20 protein-coding genes and 1 pseudogene are annotated in these 21,778 nt (G+C 37.3%); 5 read left to right on the forward strand and 16 right to left on the reverse strand.

The window, feature by feature from the left end:
* The 8 genes and pseudogenes from AC0NJG_RS27470 to AC0NJG_RS27505 all read right to left on the reverse strand — a co-directional run.
* A pseudogene (locus AC0NJG_RS27470) lies at positions 1-1,715 on the reverse strand (DNA translocase FtsK); the annotation flags it as partial.
* Positions 1,716-1,870: 155 nt separating this feature from the next.
* A complete protein-coding gene (locus AC0NJG_RS27475) occupies positions 1,871-2,827 on the reverse strand; it encodes an N-acetylmuramoyl-L-alanine amidase (protein ID WP_140168700.1) in 957 nt (318 codons plus the stop codon).
* Positions 2,828-2,865: 38 nt separating this feature from the next.
* Positions 2,866-3,210 (reverse strand): thiamine transporter, encoded by a 345-nt coding sequence (locus AC0NJG_RS27480; RefSeq protein ID WP_087954067.1) that lies wholly within the window; start codon positions 3,208-3,210, stop codon positions 2,866-2,868.
* Positions 3,211-3,521: 311 nt separating this feature from the next.
* A complete protein-coding gene (gene ytpR, locus AC0NJG_RS27485) occupies positions 3,522-4,136 on the reverse strand; it encodes a YtpR family tRNA-binding protein (protein ID WP_017562053.1) in 615 nt (204 codons plus the stop codon).
* Positions 4,133-4,945 (reverse strand): DUF1444 domain-containing protein, encoded by an 813-nt coding sequence (locus AC0NJG_RS27490; protein ID WP_000784600.1) that lies wholly within the window; start codon positions 4,943-4,945, stop codon positions 4,133-4,135. Before AC0NJG_RS27490 ends, ytpR begins: the two co-directional genes overlap by 4 nt.
* Before the next feature lie 78 nt (positions 4,946-5,023).
* Positions 5,024-5,338 carry a thioredoxin family protein gene (locus AC0NJG_RS27495; protein ID WP_000838192.1) on the reverse strand — a complete coding sequence of 105 codons (315 nt, stop codon included), beginning with the start codon at positions 5,336-5,338 and terminating at the stop codon, positions 5,024-5,026.
* Between the two features lie 82 nt (positions 5,339-5,420).
* A complete protein-coding gene (locus tag AC0NJG_RS27500) occupies positions 5,421-5,930 on the reverse strand; it encodes a DUF84 family protein (protein WP_001971113.1) in 510 nt (169 codons plus the stop codon).
* Between the two features lie 279 nt (positions 5,931-6,209).
* Positions 6,210-7,283, reverse strand: coding sequence for a M42 family metallopeptidase (locus tag AC0NJG_RS27505; protein ID WP_002170155.1), 1,074 nt, complete (start codon positions 7,281-7,283; stop codon positions 6,210-6,212).
* Positions 7,284-7,431: 148 nt separating this feature from the next.
* On the opposite strand from AC0NJG_RS27505, the gene AC0NJG_RS27510 reads away from it, so the two are divergent.
* The gene (locus AC0NJG_RS27510; protein WP_000118543.1) at positions 7,432-7,743 is read left to right on the forward strand and encodes a PepSY domain-containing protein; all 312 of its coding nucleotides are present in this window, start codon (positions 7,432-7,434) and stop codon (positions 7,741-7,743) included.
* 216 nt (positions 7,744-7,959) lie between these two features.
* Here AC0NJG_RS27510 and AC0NJG_RS27515 read toward each other — a convergent pair whose 3' ends face one another.
* Entirely contained in the window at positions 7,960-8,814 is an 855-nt protein-coding gene (locus AC0NJG_RS27515) for a YtnP family quorum-quenching lactonase (protein ID WP_073530602.1), read from the reverse strand.
* A gap of 69 nt (positions 8,815-8,883) precedes the next feature.
* A complete protein-coding gene (gene trmB / locus AC0NJG_RS27520) occupies positions 8,884-9,537 on the reverse strand; it encodes a tRNA (guanosine(46)-N7)-methyltransferase TrmB (protein ID WP_001239380.1) in 654 nt (217 codons plus the stop codon).
* Between the two features lie 233 nt (positions 9,538-9,770).
* Between trmB and AC0NJG_RS27525 the strand changes: the two genes are divergently transcribed.
* Positions 9,771-10,049 carry a YtzH-like family protein gene (locus AC0NJG_RS27525; RefSeq protein WP_001122234.1) on the forward strand — a complete coding sequence of 93 codons (279 nt, stop codon included), beginning with the start codon at positions 9,771-9,773 and terminating at the stop codon, positions 10,047-10,049.
* Between the two features lie 3 nt (positions 10,050-10,052).
* Here the strand turns inward: AC0NJG_RS27525 and AC0NJG_RS27530 are convergent, their stop codons facing one another.
* The 4 genes from AC0NJG_RS27530 to pepV all read right to left on the reverse strand — a co-directional run bounded on the left by AC0NJG_RS27530 (position 10,053) and on the right by pepV (position 15,529).
* Positions 10,053-10,850 carry a phosphotransferase family protein gene (locus AC0NJG_RS27530; RefSeq protein WP_087954066.1) on the reverse strand — a complete coding sequence of 266 codons (798 nt, stop codon included), beginning with the start codon at positions 10,848-10,850 and terminating at the stop codon, positions 10,053-10,055.
* Positions 10,851-11,077: 227 nt separating this feature from the next.
* A complete protein-coding gene (pulA, locus tag AC0NJG_RS27535) occupies positions 11,078-13,219 on the reverse strand; it encodes a type I pullulanase (RefSeq protein WP_474063661.1) in 2,142 nt (713 codons plus the stop codon).
* A 138-nt stretch (positions 13,220-13,357) separates the two neighbouring features.
* The gene (gene thpR, locus AC0NJG_RS27540) at positions 13,358-13,903 is read right to left on the reverse strand and encodes an RNA 2',3'-cyclic phosphodiesterase (RefSeq protein WP_474063662.1); all 546 of its coding nucleotides are present in this window, start codon (positions 13,901-13,903) and stop codon (positions 13,358-13,360) included.
* Positions 13,904-14,122: 219 nt separating this feature from the next.
* Entirely contained in the window at positions 14,123-15,529 is a 1,407-nt protein-coding gene (gene pepV, locus AC0NJG_RS27545; RefSeq protein ID WP_087996616.1) for a dipeptidase PepV, read from the reverse strand.
* A 357-nt stretch (positions 15,530-15,886) separates the two neighbouring features.
* Between pepV and AC0NJG_RS27550 the strand changes: the two genes are divergently transcribed.
* Entirely contained in the window at positions 15,887-16,108 is a 222-nt protein-coding gene (locus tag AC0NJG_RS27550) for a DeoR family transcriptional regulator (RefSeq protein ID WP_000805512.1), read from the forward strand.
* Positions 16,109-16,189: 81 nt separating this feature from the next.
* Here AC0NJG_RS27550 and AC0NJG_RS27555 read toward each other — a convergent pair whose 3' ends face one another.
* Together AC0NJG_RS27555 and AC0NJG_RS27560 are read right to left on the reverse strand one after the other, a co-directional pair.
* Positions 16,190-16,918, reverse strand: coding sequence for a pseudouridine synthase (locus AC0NJG_RS27555; RefSeq protein ID WP_001234935.1), 729 nt, complete (start codon positions 16,916-16,918; stop codon positions 16,190-16,192).
* Positions 16,919-16,959: 41 nt separating this feature from the next.
* The gene (locus AC0NJG_RS27560; RefSeq protein WP_087954062.1) at positions 16,960-18,612 is read right to left on the reverse strand and encodes a putative polysaccharide biosynthesis protein; all 1,653 of its coding nucleotides are present in this window, start codon (positions 18,610-18,612) and stop codon (positions 16,960-16,962) included.
* Between the two features lie 254 nt (positions 18,613-18,866).
* Between AC0NJG_RS27560 and AC0NJG_RS27565 the strand changes: the two genes are divergently transcribed.
* Both AC0NJG_RS27565 and AC0NJG_RS27570 read left to right on the forward strand, forming a co-directional pair.
* Entirely contained in the window at positions 18,867-20,138 is a 1,272-nt protein-coding gene (locus AC0NJG_RS27565) for a BaiN/RdsA family NAD(P)/FAD-dependent oxidoreductase (RefSeq protein ID WP_042875807.1), read from the forward strand.
* Between the two features lie 202 nt (positions 20,139-20,340).
* Complete coding sequence (locus tag AC0NJG_RS27570; protein WP_087954061.1) at positions 20,341-21,777, forward strand: MDR family MFS transporter; 1,437 nt, start codon at positions 20,341-20,343, stop codon at positions 21,775-21,777.
* Position 21,778: the final 1 nt, after the last annotated feature.

Below are 21,778 nucleotides of genomic sequence, written 5' to 3' on the forward strand. Positions count from 1 at the left end.
ACAACTGATTGTTCTTCTGCGACCGGTGCTTCCTCTACAACTGATTGTTCTTCTGCGACCGGTGCTTCCTCTACAACTGATTGTTCTTCTGTAATTAAAACATCCGCAAAGCTTTGAACATCTTTTTTCGTTTGTTCATCAGCTTCAGCAACATGTATGAATTCATTCTTTTGTTCAATTGCTTCATGTAACACCATTTCTTGCTGCGTTTCCTCAAGTACTACAGGTTCCGCTTCTTCTGGTGCTTCTGTTTCTGCAATTACTTCCACTTCTTCTGTTTCTTCTGCTTCCGCAATTACTTCCACTTCTTCTAACTCTTCCGCTTCCGCAATTACTTCCACTTCTTCTGACTCTTCTGCTTCCGCAATTACTTCCACTTCTTCTAACTCTTCTGTTTCTGCAATTACTTCTACTTCTTCTGACTCTTCTGTTTCTGCAATTACTTCTACTTCTTCTGACTCTTCCGTTTCCGCAATTACTTCCACTTCTTCTAACTCTTCCGCTTCCGCAATTACTTCCACTTCTTCTGACTCTTCTGCTTCCGCAATTACTTCCACTTCTTCTAACTCTTCTGTTTCTGCAATTACTTCTACTTCTTCTGACTCTTCTGTTTCTGCAATTACTTCTACTTCTTCTGACTCTTCTGTTTCTGCAATTACTTCTACTTCTTCTGGTATTTCTACACTAATTGTTTCTTCAAGCTTTTCTTCTGCTTTAACAATCACTGATTCTTCTGGTGCTTGTTTTTCTACTTCAATAGTAGGCTGTTCTATTTCTATATTACGTTTAATTTCTTCTGATAATATTGTATCCTCGTGCTCTACTTTAGAATCTACTGATTCCGCTTGTAGAGTGTTTTGGGCCACTACATCACTTTCTTGCTTTTTATCTTCCATACGCTCAGCAATTGTTTCATGAAGTAATTTAGCCGCTGGAACTTCCTGCGGTGCACTGATTTCTTGAACCACTTCTTTTTCTTCTACTATAGGCTCTTGGCGTTCGATTTCATAACCGTTTTTCTCTAGCCATTGATCGACAACTGACTTTTCTTCCTTTTTACTCTGTTGATCTTGCTGATCAATTCCTTCATGACTGGAAGAAGTCGGTGCTTGTCCTTCTGAGAAATCAGATAGTGTATATCCTTTTTTCTCTAACCATGCATCAACGACTGATTTGCCCTCTACAGATATTTCAAGGTCTTCTCTTTCCTTTACTTCCTCCTGCTTTTCTTCCTTTTTCTCTACTGAAGGACGGTTATATCCGTAAATTGGCGAAATCATTTCTGTTGGACGAAATGGTCTACGGTTACTTTCTTGCGCTGGTGTAGATGCTTTCTTTACGACAGGCTCTCGCTCCGGTTCATATTGTATTTCCGGCTCTTCATATGTAGAAACTACCTTCTCCACATACTGTCGTCTGCTTCTTTCCACTTTGATTCCTCTTTGAATAGGCTGATTCTCATATGTTACAGCTTGAACAGGTGGTTCTTCAAAATGCCCTGTTTCTATAACATCCTCTTCATCGAACCCATTATCCGGTACTAATGGAAAACGGCATTTACCTGCATTCCTACTTGCCATTTGCGCTTCTCTTGCTTCAGTGTAGTGGTTTACACGAGGAATTTTCGGCTGACTTTCAACTTGCTTTGGTACTTCTTTATTCATCGCTGTTTGTTCTTCCTCTTTGTTAAACAGCTTTTTCATCCAATCTAACATGCTTACCACTCTTTCTACTAAATAGTAACATCCTTTATTGTATCAGCATTCGGCAAAAAGTGCAGGTAAAATTAAGCATGTCATATTTATCCATAATATTCTAATTTACGAGTGTTTTCATATGGAAAAACGCAGCCTTACATGTAAGACTGCGTTTAAGCTTTACTCTTCCGATACTCATCTACACTATCCGTTACACTTTGCAATAAAGAATTTACATACTGCGGGTCAGATAATTTTTTATCTTCTTCATGGTTTGACATAAACCCAAGTTCTAATAGTACGCCAGGTACTTTGGCCCAATTAAATCCAGAAAGATCATCCCTGAATTTAATTCCATTTACTTTCACTTGATGATTCTCTCTCATTTTATTTACTATCGTTTGAGAGATTTGAAGACTTTCAGCATAAATTTCTTTCGTATACGGACTTTCTTTTGCTGGCGTTAATACAGCAAATCCACTTTGATTCGGATTTTCAGAACCATCTGCATGAAGACGTAAAAACAAATTCGCTTTATGATCATTCGCAAATGTCGCGCGTTCTTTATTACTCATATCCACATCTTGTGACGTTCTCGTCATTAATACTTGTATTCCCTTTGCCTCTAACTTTTCTTTTAATACGAAAGCCATTTCTAATACAAGAACAGCCTCTCTTTTTTTCGTAACAACACCAGTTGTACCATCTGTCACTTTATATTTTTGCGTCGTTGCTCCTGGTCCAATCGGTTCTAAATTTAAATTCGCTTTTTGCTGATGCCCTGGATCAATAACAACAAGAAACTTTCCTTGTTTTTCATTACTCTCTACTTTTTGTTCATTATTTTGCACTGGTTGCTCTGCTGGTTGCACTGACGTAGCTTCCTCTTTCTTTTCCTCGACCGGCGCTTCCTCCTGCTTTTGCTCCACTTGCTCATTCGTTTGAACTGCTTGCGGTTCTTCTTTCTTTTCTTGTTCTTCTTGCTGCTTTTCTACCGGTGCGTCTACCTTTTTATTTTCGCTTGTTTCTTTTATAGAAGATGTTGTTTCTTTTTTAGGCCCTTCTTGCGAACAACCTCCCATATATATTCCAATGAATGCAATCATGCTCATTATTTTTATATACTTCATGTTTTTCTCCCATCACTTTGCACCGGTCTCAAAGTCTTTTATAATTGTTTTATAATCTCATCCATATTTCCAATATGAACGGGTTGCCACGCTTCTGTACCACGCTCTGCAGTATAAACTAAATACGCATCATCAGACACATTTACGAAAACTGGATCGCCCATATCTGTTTCATATCCGATAACAATCCATTCTTCTTTCCATTTTCCATTCTCTTCACTTATTAATGAATTTTTATGTTTATCATATCGATAACCGATTTGTCCTTGTTCTAATTCATTTTCACTAAACAAATAGATTTCATAAGAACCTAACTCAATATCTTGCTGTTTTGAAGTTTCAATTCGTTTCAGAAGTTCTGCGATTTTTAGTTGTTGTTTCATACGTCTATCCCCTTCTATTTTTCTAAATTTTAACTAGATTGTTTATAAAATACAATATAGATTCAAAGAAAAAAGGTGACATCCTTATAATATGAACGATTTTTTGAATATATCTGTCACAACTCGCAATATATCAACGATTTTTCAAATATATCTATCGTAACTCTAAATATATCAACGATTTTTCAAATATATCTATCATAACTCTAAATATATCAACGATTCGACACGGAATATGGACTTACCAACAAAAAATGCCAAAACAAAAAGAGAGGTCATCCAAAAGGACAACCTCTCTTTTCTTATATCAATTAAAATTTGAACTCTTGTCCAACTTCAAAGCTATCTTCTAATACAAGAATACCTTTTTCTTGTGGAGCATCTGGAAGCTCTAATTCACGTGCTGAACAAATCATTCCAGCAGAAGGAACTCCGCGAAGCTCAGCTGGCTTGATTAACATACCGCTTGGCATTACAGCGCCGATTTTTGCAACGACAACTTTTTGTCCTGCATCAACGTTTGGTGCACCACATACGATTTGTAATGTTTCTGTACCGATTTCTACTTTACAGATGTTTAACTTATCAGCATTTGGATGCTTTTCTTTTTCAGCTACATAGCCTACAACAAATTTTGGAGAAAGATCTGCTTCTACTGTTTCTTCAAAGCCGTTCTTCGCTAAAATTCCGTTGATTTTTTCTACAAGTTCTTTCGTTAATGTAAGGTTACCTGTTTCTTTTACTTCTAAGTAAGAAGATGCATTAAAGATGTTGAATCCTGCTGTTTCGTTGCTTTCACGGTCATATACGCGTGCAACATCTCCTTTGCGATCAAAAGTACGGTTCTCTAAAGTAATATCTTGTAAGGCAACAATTAGAGTGTCACCAATTCCTTCAAGGTTGTAAAAAACGTTCACTTCGTTCATCCTTTCTCTTTTCCATCTGTCTTCTTCCGATTCTTCGCTAAAATAAAGATTGGTTCAAAGTCCCCATCTTCATATACGAATGAAAGTGATGTAATCGGAACATGCCCTTCGGCAAAAAATTTCATTGTCATTTGTGCAATAATATCATAACCGATTTCGTTGACGATATCAGCAATAATTAATACATCTTGGTGAGGAACAGCAACAACCATGTCACCAGAAATCTTTTCACGCATCGATTGTAGTAACGATTCGTTTAAAATACGAGTCGCATCATACCCATCATTTGTGTTTAAAAAGTAGAATGTATTCCCTGCTACTGTGTCTTGTTTAAACTCATAACCTAATGAGCGAGCGTTGAATAATGCCATTTCACGCACTTGTTGCTCTGTAAGTTCTAATTTTTGTAATAGACGTTCATCAATTAATCGATACGTTTTATTCGAATCTAACGCGTAGTAAATACGTGTTTCCGCCGTATGATCCGTCATAATAAACGGATTTCCTTCTTCTGCTTGTTTCGGGAAAGAAGTAGAGCGAATAACAGGTAAAATTTTCGCTGCGCTATTTTCTTCTTTATGCATCGCAATTAACGCTTCTTGTACGTAATAGGCAACCTCTTCAATCGCTTTTTCTTTATTCACTTCCCATTTCGCCACAACTCCCGGAAGCGATACGTTAATACCTTTTTTCGAGTCTTTCTGTTCTATACGTAGAACCTCTTTCTCGCTATCATACTGAAAGTCCCATTCCGGGCGAGATAATTTCTTCATTAACTCGTCTTTCATCTTTTTACTTGTCATCTTCATCTCTTTTTCCTCCCTTCCAAAAAAATAACCTCCCCCGCGAAGGTAGAGGTTGTTTTACAATTCAATTGGCAAATTGCCTTATTTTAAACCTTCAATGAACTCTTCGATTTGTTCTTGTGTTTTACGATCTTTGTTTACATAGCGACCTGTTTCTTCACCTTTATTGTACGCTACAAAGCTCGGAATGCCAAATACGTCTAATTTTACGCATAGATCAATAAACTCGTCACGATCTACATAGTAAAATGAGAAATCACTATATTTCTCTTCTACTTCTGGCATAAATGGATCTACAAAGCGGCAGTCTGGACACCATTCTGCTGAGAACATAAAGACTACATTCTCTTCATTTTTTAACTCTTGGAATTGCTCCATGCTTTCTAATGATTTCATCTATATTTCCTCCTCTAACGAGTGCATTTTTCATGTTATAATCTTTCTTTTATACTACCATACATCGCGCACGGTGCAAGGTTTATGCTTGCTTTTCATCATACTTATATTGCCCAACAAGTAACTTAACAACATGTACAAATAATTCCGTACGGTCCACATAATCATCCGTAAAAATACCGATAGCACCTTCGTGACTACGAATATCTTTTCTTTGTACAAACTCTTCCATCACTTCACTTAACTCCTTGCCCTCTTCAAGAGGTGCTAAAAAATCATCTGGTAACGTAATACGTGCCCCGCCGGCAACGAATGTTTTACCATCACTTGTTGCTAGCGCGCCCCAGTTACACATAAATAAACCGTGCTCTGTTTTCATTACGCCGCCTTCTAGTCCAATACCAATTTGAGCTTCCCCTTCCTCTAGCGCTCGCTTCGCTCTATTGATCGCTCCTTGCATCGTCTCTTCATCTGAAAATGGTTGTGCTGCTACTCCTGAAGGAACAGAAAGAGATGTAATTGTAGCATCTTTCCAAACCTTCTCCACAGCTCCAACCTTCGTTTTATTCTTCGATCCAACTACTACTTTCATTTCATTCACCTCTATAAAAATTTATCATTTTCCCTTAATCAAATTGTTCTTTATACACGGAAGCACGGCCACCACACATCGCTTGTTTGTCTCTTCACTCTGAAAAAGAAGAGTTTTTCTCACAACATTGCGGACCTCGAACCCAAAAGCAACCTTACTCTCACTTCCTACCCGGGGTTTTAATCCCCCGTACGAGAATCAATTAAGCACTGACCGCTACCATACATCGCTCGAGCATCTATTCAATCTAAAAAAAGAAGGGTTTTTCGCCCTTCTTCTCTACGCGTTATTCTTAATTGTTTCTAACGTCGTTTTATCCGTTGCTCTTACAAGCTTCGTAATTAGCTCTTTTGCTGCCGCATAATCATCAACATGTAAAATAGAAGCATGTGTATGAATGTAACGTGCGCAAACACCAATTACTGCTGATGGGATACCTGAGTTACTTGTATGTACACGGCCCGCATCTGTACCACCTTGTGAAATAAAGTATTGGTACGGAATGTTGTGTGTTTCTGCTGTATCTAAAATGAATTCGCGCATTCCTCTATGTGTTACCATCGTACGGTCGTAAATACGAAGAAGAGCACCTTTTCCTAATTGACCGAACTGTGTTTTGTCACCAGATGCATCGTTAGCTGGACTTGCATCAAGCGCATAGAAAATGTCTGGTTGAATCATATTTGCAGCAGTTTGTGCACCGCGAAGACCAACTTCTTCTTGTACAGTCGCACCAGAGTATAATGTGTTTGGTAATGTTTCGTCTTTTAATTCTTTTAGTAATTCGATTGCAAGGCCACATCCGTAACGGTTGTCCCAAGCTTTCGCCATAATTTTCTTTTCGTTTGCCATCGGCGTAAACGGGCAGATTGGTACGATTTGTTGTCCTGGTTTTACACCAATCTCAATCGCATCTTCATAGCTATCTGCACCTATATCAATTAACATATTTTTTATATCCATCGGTTTTGCACGTTGCGCGTCACTTAATAAATGAGGAGGGATAGAACCAACAACCCCAATAACAGGGCCATTCTTCGTCATAACTTGAACGCGCTGAGCTAATAGTACTTGGCTCCACCAGCCGCCTAATGGTTGAAAACGAAGCATTCCGTTTTTCGTAATTTGCGTAATCATGAAACCTACTTCATCCATATGACCTGCTACAAGAACACGCGGGCCAGTTTCGTCCCCTTTTTTCAGACCAAATACGCTACCTAAACCGTCTTGTACAATTTCATCCGCATATTTGCTTAATTCTTGCTTCATAAAACGGCGTACATCATGTTCGAAACCTGATGCACCTTGTAATTCTGTTAACGTACGAAATAATTGTAATGTCTCTTTATTCACGAAGTCCCCTTCTTTCAAACCTTAGTAGAATACCTCTTTTATTGTAACGAAATTTTCGAAATGTTTCTAGTTTCTTCTTTTTTAGCTGTATTTGCTTTATAATTATTATTGGTACACTATTTTTATTTTATAGAATTGAGGTGAATATATGAGCTGGAAAGGTTTAGTAGCAGGTCTTGGCGTTGGATTTGCAGCTGGTTATCTCGTTGCAAACAAAGTCCAAGAACAATCCCATATTTCTTCAGAAAAAGCATTGAAAATGGTGAAACAAGCATTAAGTCATAAAGGTGAAATTACTGGCTCTTGGGTACATATGGTTCCAGAGACATTTGAAAAATATGATGTCGCATACGAAGTGTATCGCGGCGGTCTTACAACGATGTTAAATGATATACAAGAACGATTTGAATTTTTAGTTGATGCTAAAACAGGTACTGTTTTAGAGGTTATAGCAGCATAAAAAGGAGGGTTCCCATTAGGTGAACCTCTTATTTTTTAATTGTGGATAGTAATTGAAATTATATCGGCGATTTTCCGAATATATCGACTGCAACTCCAAATATATCAGCGATTTTTTTAATATATCGACCGTAACTCAAATTATATCGGCGATTTTTCAAATATATCGACTTACCGACAAAAAACGACAACAAAAAGGAGATTGCTCCCCCCTTTTTTATGCTTCTATACCCGTTTTCCGTTCTATTTTTTCTACAATATGACCTTCCTCATTCCACTTTACTGCACGATAATACGCGTCATGATAAAAAGTGAACCAAGCATCGTTTTCAGCGCCATACTTCATCCACTTTCGCTTATTTTCAATCGATGTCATCGGATAATCATCATAAGCCATTACCCATAATACATTTTGATGGGCGTGCGTCGGCAATAGGTCTGCTAAATGCAGCATTGTTTCTCCTTTGCTTTCTAAAGCAATAACTGCATGTCCATCACTATGACCGCCTGTATGCGCCATTTTTATTTCATCTGTAATTTCTATTTCTTGCTGAAACGTAATAACTCGGTCTACAATCGGCTCCCAATTTTCCTTCCAATATGTATTACGGGATCTAATATTTGGGTTCCTCATTTCATTCCACTCTGTTTCACTTACGTAAACTTTCGCGTTCGGAAACGCTGGTACAAGGCGATCACCTTCCCATTTCGTTAAACCAGATGCATGATCAAAATGAAGGTGCGTCATTAAAACGTATTGGATATCCTCAGGTTTTAATCCTAGTTTTTCTAGTGACTCATAAACCGATGATTCTTCTGTTACACCTTGATTTCGCTTCATCTTCTCATTCAATTTACCGTTTCCTATTCCAGAATCAATGAGCATATTTCCGTCTTTCGTTTGCAAAAGTAACGGATCTGTTCGTAAATAAATATGATTTGTATCATTATGTTTATATTTACGTGACCAAAGTACTTTCGGTACAACGCCAAACATTGCTCCTCCATCTAAATGTGTGTTCCCGCCTTTTAACCATGTCACTTTTATATCTCCAATTTGTAACTGTTCCATTACACATCCCCCTTTTAAATTAATATTAACATAAAATTCCGATTATTTTAGATACAAAAAACCTATGCATTACTGCATAGGCTCTGTACGATATTTTGCTTCTACTCGGTAAATACGATGACCTTTACTAGAGAATTTCTCTTCGTACTCAGTCATAATGTTACCTTCAAAGTCGCTGTTATGAAGATCTAAGCTTAAGTAAGTTAGTAACATACCGTACTCAGCCATACTCATAAGAGAATATTCAAATAAACCTTGGTTATCTGTTTTGAAATGAATTTCTCCGCCTTCTACTAACACTTCTTCATAATTGCGTAAAAACGTTTTATACGTTAAACGACGCTTCGTATGACGTTTCTTTGGCCATGGATCTGAGAAGTTTAAATAAACGCGATCAATCTCACCTTTTGCAAAGAAAACTGTTAAATCTTCAGCATCTTTATTAATTAACTTTAAGTTCGGTAATTCTTCTTCAATTAATTTATCCAGTGCATCTACAACAACACTTGTGAATTTTTCAATTCCAATATAATTAATATGAGGATTCGCTTTTGCCATATCATACATAAAGCGACCACGACCTGTACCTACTTCAATATGAATGGGTTGTTCATTTCCAAATACTTCTTTCCAATTACCAGCGCGCTCCTCTGGGTTTCCGATTACGATATGTGAATACTCATTAATTCGATCCATTGCATATGGTTTATGTCTTAAACGCATAGATGTTTCCCTCTCTTTACATAGCTATTTTAAAGGAATAATTCCTTCTTTCTGTTTTTAATCAATCTACCAAACAAAAAACCAAGTACGTACGAGCACTCGGTCCGTTTCTTTCAAGTATAAGATGTACCATTTTGATAAAAACTACATACAGCATTAAACATTCCATGACGAAACAGCTTTTTCTCTTACTTTTCTAAGAAGAGAAAAACAATCGAAAGGATGATCCGTTCATGCCAATTAATCAACAACATCAATTAGAAGTGCTGAAAGATATTTTAGTTAATCACCAAAGTGATTGTTGCGGGACAGTTTCTGAATGCGAGCAATTAGAGCGTCTCATTCAATCGTTACTCGCAAACGATAATATAAGTAGTGACGCTAAAGCAATGCTAAACGATGTATATTCTTATAGTCAATCGGGTAAATCTTCCTCTAATTTGGACAACCACATTTCCAATAATCAAGAACAACTTACTCAGTGGATTGCTGGAATGGACAATTTTTCTTAAGTATTACTCTGAAGCAAGTAGTTGCTGTAAATATTGATGCCAATATTCAGCTTCTGCTTGCTGCTTTTTTGTTGTATGCCATTGAATAGACAAAATCGTTTGCGCTATCACATACCATCTCATACGTTTAAGCAGCGATTCATCCATTTCAATATCATAGTAACCGAGCCACTCACTCCATTCTTGGCGCGGAATGTACCAATATAATAACATACCGAGGTCTAGAGCTGGGTCAGCAATTACAGCTCCATCCCAATCAATTAAAAACAACTCATCTTCATCCGACAATAGCCAATTGTTATGGTTTACATCACAATGGCATACAACGAATTCATTGTATTCAATATCTTTTAATGAATCCATTAAATATTGAAGACCTTGCTGAATTATTTCCTCATCCCTTATATCTCCTCTTAAAACGAGTTGCAGCTGTTGTAATAACTCTTGTGCGTGAAGTGGCTGCTTCCCAAGTCTTTGAATCATCTGCACGAGTGCTTTAGAGGAGTGTATTTTTTTCAAAAGTTTCGCAACACGTTCTAGTTTCATATCCTCTGGCTCTAGCTTCTGTCCCGGAAGCCATTTTTGAGCAGAAATTACATCACCGTTCGTTACCCTTCTTGTCCAAAGTAATTTTGGAACAATTCCTTCTGCTGACAATACCGCTAAAAAGGGCGATGTATTCCGCTTTAAAAATAACTTCTGTTGTCCGTTTTGCGCAATATATGCATCGCCCGTTACTCCACCAGCCGGTACAAGACTCCACTCTTTTCCTAATAATTGTTCCAACCATTCCATATTCATTACCCGTTAACAAATCCTTATCTTTTATAGTTATGAAAAGAAAAACCGCAACATTTCTACACATGTTGTGGATTCATATATTTTACTGTAAATGAAAAGAAAACTTGGCATAAGCCAAAAATTCTCTATTTTATTTTACAAAACCAGCCATAGAATGACAACTTATCAAAATCGTCACCTTTGTCAATTCTACATTTATTACATTCTCATCGTCAAGTAGCGATTTGTCACATTATCGTCAATATATACGTGCTAATCGGAGCGAGCTTAAGTTCATTTCCTCTAAATGAAGAAATTGGCTCTATTTTCGCTAGCTTTTCGTTTACTAACACATGCCACGTTTCTTCTTTCGGAAGTTGCACCGTTTTTGCTTCTAAACTGCTATTAAATAAAACGACAATCTCTTTCCACGGTCCAAACGACTCTACGTGCTCTAAATGATATGCAAGTACTTCTGGAGATGTTTGCAAAAAGGTCATGTGCTTTTTTATTAGGTCTGCATTTTGTAATCGGAATGCTCCGTACTCTTTACGAATCGCAATTAAACCTTTTATATAGTTAACGGTATCTATCTCTTTCTCTTTTCGATCCCAATCTAATTGATTAATTTCATCATTTGCATTATAACTATTTTCATTCCCTTGCTTCGTACGATAAAACTCTTGCCCAGCATGTAAGAAAGGGATGCCTTGCGACAGAATCACCATTGCAGTTGCTAGCACGTGACGTTTTTTCAAAATCTCTTCCGACTCTTCATTACTGCGCATTAGTTTATCCCACATCGTCATATTATCATGGCATTCTACATAGTTAATGCTTTGCACAGGCTCTAGAAATAAGCCTGTTTCTTTCATACTCAAAAGGCTTCCTGATGCAATATACTGCAAATGATTACAGTCTACATACCCACCAAATGCAAAACCACGTTTATTTATATGAAAGGTACTCCCTTTTATCCCATCACGAAATTGATCATTAAATTGCGCAATATGCGGCATTTTCTTTGCATTATTTAACGTTGCCTTTTCCTCTGGAGGAAGTGGTGTTTGTAGATCCCATCCTTCTCCTAATAGCAGTGCATCTCGCTTTATGTTTCGCACTTCTTTTTCTATTATATTGATTGTATCAACATCTAAAATTCCCATTAAATCGAACCGGAATCCATCAACATTGTACTCCGTAAGCCAATATAAAATAGACTCTACAATGAATTTCCTCATCATTTTCCGTTCAGATGCTATGTCATTTCCGACTCCCGTCCCATTAGAAGGCATACCATTTTCACCATGACGAAAATAATATCCTGGGACAAGCTTTTCAAATGATGAGAGCTCTCTTTCATAGACATGATTATATACAACATCTATAATCACCCTAATGCCATGCTCATGAAATGTTTCAATCAGCTGTTTACACTCTACGATCCTGTTATACGGATCAGATGGGTTTGTAGCATAAAATCCCGTTGGCGCATTGTAATATAATGGATTGTAACCCCAATTATATGCAGAGGAAGGGTTTGCCTCATCTACACCACCGAAACAATATAAAGGTAATAGTTCAACATGTGTAACACCTAAATCTTTTATATGAGACAAACCTGTTAACGTCCCATTTCGCCCTGTCGTTCCTTCTTCCATTAGTCCCTTATATGTTCCTTTTTTACTCACTCCACTGCCCGGATGAATAGTAGCATCACGAATATGCAGTTCATACAATATGGCATCTGTCATTGCTTGTAATGGTGGTAATTGCCCTCGCTTTGTTACATTCGTCTTTTCCAAATCAATAACAACGCCGTACTTCCCATTTACAGTCACTGATTTTGCATAAGGATCCACAGCTTCGTTCCATATTAAATTTATACAAACAAGAAATGTATACTTTTCCCCTGCTAAATCGCCGTGCAATGTATGAGCCCAAACTCCATTTTCTTCTCTGTACATTTCGTAATCTGTATATTCTTTATCACTTTTATAAATTCTTACTTTCGCAAGCCTCGCAGTTGGAGCCCATACTTTAAATGTAGTTGCTTCCTTTTGGTGCACTGCCCCTAAATCTGTACCTTCGTAATAATACTTTTCATCGAAAATCGCTGTTCTTATGACAGCACCTATTTGTAAATCTGTTTCTTCATTCCGTTCATCTCGTACTGTATAATACTTCCCCACATCTAGCGGCTCTTCTATAAAGCACTCATACTTCGTTGCATCCGGAAGCGCAATCGTATGAGCAATCGGTAGATCTTTCACGTTACTTCCTTCTTGCAAACGAAATGTCCGACTTGTTCCATACGCATGTGGGAGCAAAATTGTAATTTTATTCATTTCATCTAAATAGGCATCAAATGGACGTTTTACTTTCAACATAAAAAAATCACCATCATTCTTAAAGTTAAAATGAAACGAGCTGCAAATGATAAGGCTTTTCTTATCAGCGAAGCCCTATACAGTAACACATTGTTCTTTATAGTATATTCACCTGTATAAAAAACGTTTTCATACATTCTATTTTTGTAATTTTATTTCAGTAATTGCTTTATATTTCGGTGTCTCCTTCACGTGAGATTCGTATAAAGTAATCGTATCCGCTTGAAATGATATTTCAGGCACTTCCTTTATATGTTCTAAATCAAACTTTTCTTCTCCTACCCATTTACGTGCAACAGTAATATGCGGATGATACGGGCGCGTTTCTAAAGAAAATCCATTCTCTTCACACATAACGTGTACTTGCTTTTGCAATTGAAACAAATCTTGATTTTCGCTTACCTTTACCCAAAAAATACGCGGCCTGTCTTCCATACCAAACGTTGAAAATCCTTGTAATGTGAACGATAGTTCTTTCATTTCTATAAGTGTTTGTAATCCATTCTTTATTCCTTCTAATTGTTCTTCTGTCGCACTACCTAAAAACGAAAGGGTAATATGATAGTCTTCTTTATGTACCCATGAACGAAATGGTAATTCCTCTTGCATTTCCTCTTTATAGTTAGACAGCACTTCTTTTATATGATTTGGTAACGTAATTGCGACAAAATAATGCAGTTCCATGTACATCTTCTCCTTCTTTCTATTGTTGCTTTTCTTTCTTATCTCATTCCATTAAAAAGAATCCAACTTCCCTACAAGTCTAACCAAGTTCAGGTCGCGTTAATAGATGAAATGATATCGACATTTCGACAAGGAACATCTGCTTACCAACAAACGGCACGTAATAGAAAACCGTCCCAAAGTATGTATCGGGACGGTCTTTTATTATTTATATATCCATTACTTCGCTAATTCATAAATTGCTTGCGCGTAAATTGCTGTTGCCTTTAATAAGTCTTCAATTTCAATATACTCATCTTTTTGATGTGCAAGTTCTTCTTTTCCAGGGAACAATGGGCCAAATGCAACACCAGCTTTTAATGAACGAGCGTAAGTACCACCGCCAATTGCTAATAGTTCTGCTTTTTCACCTGTTTGTTCTTCGTATACACGCTGCAACGTACGAATTAACTCGTGATCTTTATCAACGTGATGCGGGCGAGAGTTCGAATAATCCGCCACTTCAAATCCATGAGTACCCACATATCCTTTTAACTTTGCAATCATTTCTTCAAAGTTAGTCGTAACTGGGTAACGTACGTTTAACCCTAAATTACCACCATTCTCTTTCGCATAAGCAAGACGACCCACATTCACTGTTAATGGACCACTAACCTCATCTTTATAAGCGATAGTAGCCTTTTCACCATAAATATCACCAATAAATGTTTCTGCTACAAATGTTGCAAATGAAGCTCCTTTTCCATCAAGAGCGACTTTCGTTAAGAAGTTTGCCAGTAATAAACCTGCATTCTCACCCTTCTCGGGAGTAGATCCGTGAGCTGAAATCCCTTTAATTTGCAATGTCACTGTATTACCTTCTACAATTGCTTCACCTATTTTTTTAGCAGTTTGTAAATACTCTTCATATGCTACTGTAAGTGAATTTACATCTTCTCCTGTAACAACCGCTTCTGCAAAATCAGGAACCATATTTAAACGGCGACCTGACTCAAATGAAACAAGTTCATATATACCTTTCTTTTCTTCACTACCATTTTGCACAACTTGTATATCAGAAATCCCTTTTTCTGCATTAATAATTGGAAAGTCCGCGTCTGGCGCAAAACCAATTGTTGGCATTTCTTCGTTTTTAAAGTAGTGATCTACACATTTCCAATTGCTTTCCTCATCTGTTCCTAAAATCATGCGAACGCGTTTTGAAAGGGGTAAACCTAATTCTTTCACAATTTTCATCGCATAATAAGCTGCCATCGTTGGGCCTTTATCGTCAATTGCACCACGTGCAAAAATCTTTCCATCACGAATATCTGCACTATATGCAGGAGTTGTCCAGCCATCTCCTTCTGGTACAACATCAACATGACAAAGAATACCTACTAATTCTTCTCCTTGTCCCATTTCAAGATGACCTGCATACCCTTCTAAATTTTTAGAAGTAAAACCTTCCGTTTCTCCTTTATGTAACATGAAAGATAAAGCTTTTTCTACACCTTCACCGAATGGTGCGCCCTCTTTCGCCGATTCTTCTTCCCATACACTTTTAATTTGTAAAAATTGTTGCGTATCACGAATTAAATCATCTTTTCGTTTTGCAACTTCTTCTGTCCAATTAATTGCTGACATCACGCATCCATCCTTCACTATATTGTTTCTTTCATCATAACAAACCGAAATCTCTTATGCCATATACGAAAACCAAATACCGAACAATTGTAATATTTCAGATATTTCTTATTAGTTTTTCTTTTGTTTTTCTAAAAAAATTTGCAGGAATTTGGCGCTTTACGTAGAATTTTATGTGTTAGTTGACTGACCATATATACAATGTCAACTACCAATATTTTTCTATATGAATATTTGTTAAATTTCTGTAAAATTTAAGTAGATTAAAGCATGAATTTTATCATGTAGAGTACAATGGTAGTAACGACCTTCTTTCCTGAATGGGGTCAAAAAAACTAGTAGAGGAGTGGTTTTCTCTTGAAACCTACAACTACTCGTATGCTAACACGCATTAAATCAATTTATATGTACATCAATGAAAACGGAACGGTAACGACGAAAGACCTTGTAGATGAGTTCGGGATCACACCGCGAACGATACAACGTGATCTAAATGTGTTGCAGTTTAATGAACTCGTGTATAGCCCTTGCCGCGGTAAGTGGACAACAACAGGAAAGAAAGTGAGAATGACCTCATAACGAAAAATAATTGTATGTAAATAAATACATACCCCTTTCTAACTCATTAGAAAGGGGTCTTTTCTGCGCCTAAAAATAGCACTATTTCTCAGTATCTACTTGATATGTTTTTAACATCTCTACTTCTTCATCTGTTAGCTCTCGGTATTGTCCGAGTTCTAGCTCTTCATCTAACACTAACGGCCCCATCTCTGTTCTCTTTAGGTAGACTACTTTTTTCCCTACCGCTTCAAACATACGCTTCACTTGATGGAACTTTCCTTCTGTAATGACAAGCTCGATTTCAGAAATATCATCGCTTTTTAATATTGTAAGTGCACCTGGCTTTGTTTCATAGCCATCATCTAAAATAACACCTTTAGCAAATTCTTTTACATCCTCTTCTGTTACTACTCCTGCAACGTGTGCATAATATTTTTTCGGCACATGCTTTTTCGGAGATAACAATTGATGTGATAACTTTCCATCATTTGTTATTAATAAGAAACCTTCTGTATCAATATCAAGTCTTCCCACTGGGAACGGATTAAAAATCGCATCTTCTAACTCTAATAAATCTATTACCGTTTCATGATTATCATCTTCTGTCGCTGAAATAACGCCTTGTGGTTTATGCATCATTAAGTAAACAAACTCTTTATATTCCACAACTTCACCGTGAATCATAACTTCTTGTTCTTCTACATTTACATGAACCTTTGCATCTTTCACTGATATGCCATCAATTTTTACAACGCCGTCTTTTAATAATTTCTTTACTTCTTTTCTACTTCCATATCCCATATTTGCTAATAATTTATCTAATCTCACGTTCTTCACCTTCTTTATTTATCATAGAAAAGGGGACGTAATTACGCCCCTTTTGATTTCAACTTTATTTTGAATCTATTGCCAAGTTTACGCTGGATTTTCTCTAACGCTTCTCCGCCGAATACTCTTTCAAGTACTCCTGTGCGAATTGCTAACAATCCGTAAACAAGACCACCAATACCTGCACAAATCACTACTGTAATAAGAGCACCCACTCGGCCATCAGGGGAAATCATGAAGGATAGAATCCATTGTGATAATTTCACAGTAACGACCATTACAAGTGTTAATATTGCAATTTGGAACGTTCTCTTATATACAACACCGAATGAATAGTGTGCGTATTTTTTAATTTGTTGATTTGTGTACCAAACAGAAGCTAGGAAACCAACAGCTGTTGCTAGAATCGCCCCTACTGTACCGAAATAACGAATAAAGATTACGTTACATACAAATTTCAAAATAACACCCATTATAAGTGCGATAATCGCATGCTTTTGTTGGTTAATACCTTGCAGAATTGCCGCTGTTACTGTAAATAAAGCAAATAACAACGCAACCGGTGCATACCACATTAATACTTGTCCACCTAATGGATCTGCATCGTAAAATGCAGTATAAATCGGATAGGCAAGTGATGAAATACCGACAACCGCTGGCAATGTTAAGAACATATTTGCCTGGAATGTTTGTGTAATTTGTAACTTTAAATAACGGTATTGCTTTTCAGTAAATGATTTTGTAATCGCTGGTACGAGCGTTAAACTAAACGCTGTCGCAAGTGATACAGGAATCATAATTAATTTATGCGTCCACATTGTGAAAATACCGAGCGCTCGCTCTGCAATATCTCCTTGACCAATCGCCTGCATAATTGAGTTAAATGTCAATGTATCAATTTGTTGATATAAAGGAATTGTTAACCCAATTACAACGTAAGGAATCGCATATGCAAATAATTCTTTAAATAATTGAACAGTACTCACTGTCGATTCTGGTACAGTTTGTTCAATTAAATATTGATCCAAATGTTTTTTACGTTTTAACCAGTACCAAATGAGTACACCGAGCGCTCCAACTGCTGAAACGAAGGCAGCAAATGTCGCTACCCCAACTGCTGTTGCAACTGTACCGCCAAGTACTTTAATAACGATAAAACTACCCGCTAATAAAAAGACGATACGAATAATTTGTTCAATAATTTGCGAAACAGTAGTTGGTCCCATCGATTGGTGACCTTGGAAATAACCACGAATTAAACTCGCTGCCGGTACAACAATAAGCGCAAAACTTACAAGACGAATAATCGTCGTAACTTCTCCTATATTACTGTGTACACTTTGTTTACCAAGCATTGCTTCTGCAAACAACGGCGCCGTCATGTACAGTACTAGGAATGAAAGAACTCCTGTTACTATCATCATAACCATTCCCGAGCGGAACATTCTCCGGCTCGTTTTATAATCGCCAAGCGCATTATATTTGGAAACGAATTTTGAAACAGCAAGCGGCACCCCTGCCGTTGCAATACTTAAAAAGATCGTATATGGAATATATCCATATGTATAGAGCGTTCCGCCTTCTGTCCCTACTAATGCATGAAACGGAAAGACGTAAATCATGCCTAAGAACTTCACTAAAAATGTCCCTAACGTAACGATGAGCGTTCCGCGCAGAAATTTCGAATCGGACATACAAAAATCCTCCTACATCTACATAAAGTGAAACTTTAATAAATTGAACTATTCGAGCACTCGAGAACTATTAGACTTCCCCTAACGCTTAAGGTTTTAGTCCTATAGCCCACAAATAGCAGGATAGTGCTGAACTCTAACTTTTGTATTGTACCACAATTCTCTCCTTAAGCAGTACTTCACTCTATTTTTCTTTTAAGGGAAAACATGCTATTCTTTTAGGCAGGAAATGTAGAAAATGAGGTCGATATATTATGCATTATGATGTTATTGTCATCGGCGGCGGGCCTTCTGGTCTAATGGCTGCAATCGGTGCTGCAGAAGAAGGCGCAAGCGTCTTACTTCTTGATAAAGGAAATAAACTAGGGCGTAAACTTGCGATTTCTGGTGGCGGCCGCTGTAACGTAACGAACCGTCTACCACTTGATGAGATCGTTAAACATATACCAGGAAATGGCCGCTTCTTATACAGCGCTTTTTCTATTTTTAATAATGAAGATATTATTACATTCTTCGAAAATCTCGGTGTAAAACTGAAAGAAGAGGATCATGGTCGCATGTTCCCTGTTTCAAATAAAGCGCAATCGGTAGTAGACGCACTTTTAACACGATTAAAAGATTTAGGTGTAAAGATGCGTACGAATACACCTGTTGAAACGATTGAATATGAAAACGGTCAAACGAAAGCTGTTGTACTGCAAACAGGCGAAGTGTTAGAAACAAACCACGTCGTTATCGCTGTCGGCGGAAAATCAGTTCCGCAAACTGGTTCTACCGGAGACGGATATGCTTGGGCAGAAAAAGCTGGTCATACAATTACAGAATTATTCCCAACAGAAGTACCAATCCTTTCAAACGAACCATTTATTCGAGACCGTTCACTGCAAGGACTCGCTTTACGAGACGTAAACTTAAGCGTATTAAACCCGAAAGGAAAAGCTATCATTTCTCACAAAATGGACATGCTCTTCACTCATTTCGGCTTATCTGGTCCTGCTGCCCTTCGCTGTAGTCAATTCGTTGTAAAAGCACTGAAAAAATTCAAAACGAATACAGTTCAAATGAGTATTGATGCATTACCAGAAGAAAATAGCGAGCAACTATTCCAGCGTATGCTGAAACAAATGAAAGAAGATCCGAAAAAAGGAATTAAAAACGTGTTAAAAGGTTATGTTCCTGAACGTTACTTCCTATTCTTATTAGAAAAAAATGAAATTGATGGCAGCGAGCAAGCTGGACAAGTTTCTCATGAGAAGATTCGTGCACTTGTGAAAGACTTTAAAGAATTTACTGTGAATGTAAATGGTACGCAGTCAATTGAAAAAGCATTCGTTACTGGCGGCGGTGTATCCGTTAAAGAAATTAATCCGAAAGAAATGTCTTCTAAATTCACGAACGGCTTATATTTCTGCGGAGAAGTTCTTGATATTCACGGTTATACTGGTGGTTATAACATTACATCTGCCCTTGTTACTGGTAGAATTGCTGGAACAACAGCTGGAGAAAACGCGAAAATGCAATATTAAAAAAAGAAACAGGGATTCCTGTTTCTTTTTTTATAGGTACATGAAATTATATCGGCGATTTTTCAAATATATCTACTTACCGATAAAGGACGACAAATATCCCCTCCCCTTAACTTCCCATTGCTTTTTTGTTGCTTTATTTACCTTAGTACCTTTATATTTTATATTGTTGAATATTTGAAAAAGGGTAAGGGGAAAACATATGAGAAAAAAAGTCATGATGTCTTTAATGCTAATGACGTTTCTTTCTGCGGTAGAAGGAACGATTGTTAGTACAGCAATCCCTCGTATAACGAGTGATTTATCCGGCGTTGAACTTGTAAGCTGGGTTTACGCAATTTACATGCTTGCCACAGCGGTTTCAACTCCAATATATGGAAAGCTCGCTGATTTATTCGGCCGTAAAAAAGTTTTACTCATTGGAGCTACAATCTTTTTAATCGGTTCTGCACTTTGCGGTGTCGTTACATCGATGGAACAATTAATCTTCTTCCGTGCACTTCAAGGTATCGGTGCTGGTGCTGTTATGCCGATCACAATGACGATTATTGGAGACTTATATAGCGAAGCGAAAGACCGCGCGAAAGCACAAGGCTGGATGAGTGCCGTTTGGGGTGTATCTGGTGTTATCGGACCGTTAGTAGGTGGATTTTTAGTTGATTCTCTTTCTTGGCGTTATATTTTCTTCTTAAACGTTCCATTTGGAATTATCGCCTGCTTAATGATTGCCATTTACTACAAAGAATCAATTAAACCTGCTAAACACCATATCGACTATCTTGGTGCAACAGTATTCTCACTAAGTACAATCGCTCTACTATATGCATTATTAACAGGTAGCAGTAAGCAAAACTGGGGAGATATAACAATTATCGGCCTATTAATCTTTGCAGCTGTTTCATTCATTATTTTCTTATTCATCGAGAAAAAATCTCCGGAGCCATTAATTCCGCTATCACTTTTCTCTAACCGTACATTATCTACGATAAACATATTAACGCTTATTGCCGGCGCTATGATTATTAGTATTACAATGTACCTTCCAATTTGGAGCCAAGGTGTATTAGGAAAAAATGCGACAGAAGCTGGACTTATTTTAATGCCAATCCCTGTTATGTGGACATTTGGCGCTATTTTCTCTGGTAACTTAGTAGGAAAATTAAAAACGAAACAAATCATTTTACTCGGGGCTAGCATTTTATCAGTCGCTACGTTCTTATTATTCACACTATCAACAAATTCACCATCGTTCCTTATTTATGTAGCAGTCGGATTATTCGGCTTAGGAATGGGGCTTGTGACACCGATTTACATGGTAACAATTCAAGCAGCCGTACCAGCTCATACACGCGGAACAGCTGTTGGTGTAAACACATTTATAAATACATTTAGTCAAACGTTAGGTGCTGCAATATTCGGTACAATCTTCAATACGATGATTCACGCACGTGGTATTAAAAATCTTGATCTTGTATCTGGCGGACATGGAGGTACTACAACAAACGTAGTAACTGAATCGCAATCCGCATTAGCATCAAGTGTACACGTCATTTATATGAGCACTTTCGTATTAGCAGTATGTACATTCATTATCGCTTGGCTTTTATTAAAGCCAGCTACACAAACAAGTGAGCAATAAT

The sequence above is a fragment of the Bacillus sp. SSR7 genome (assembly GCF_055902415.1).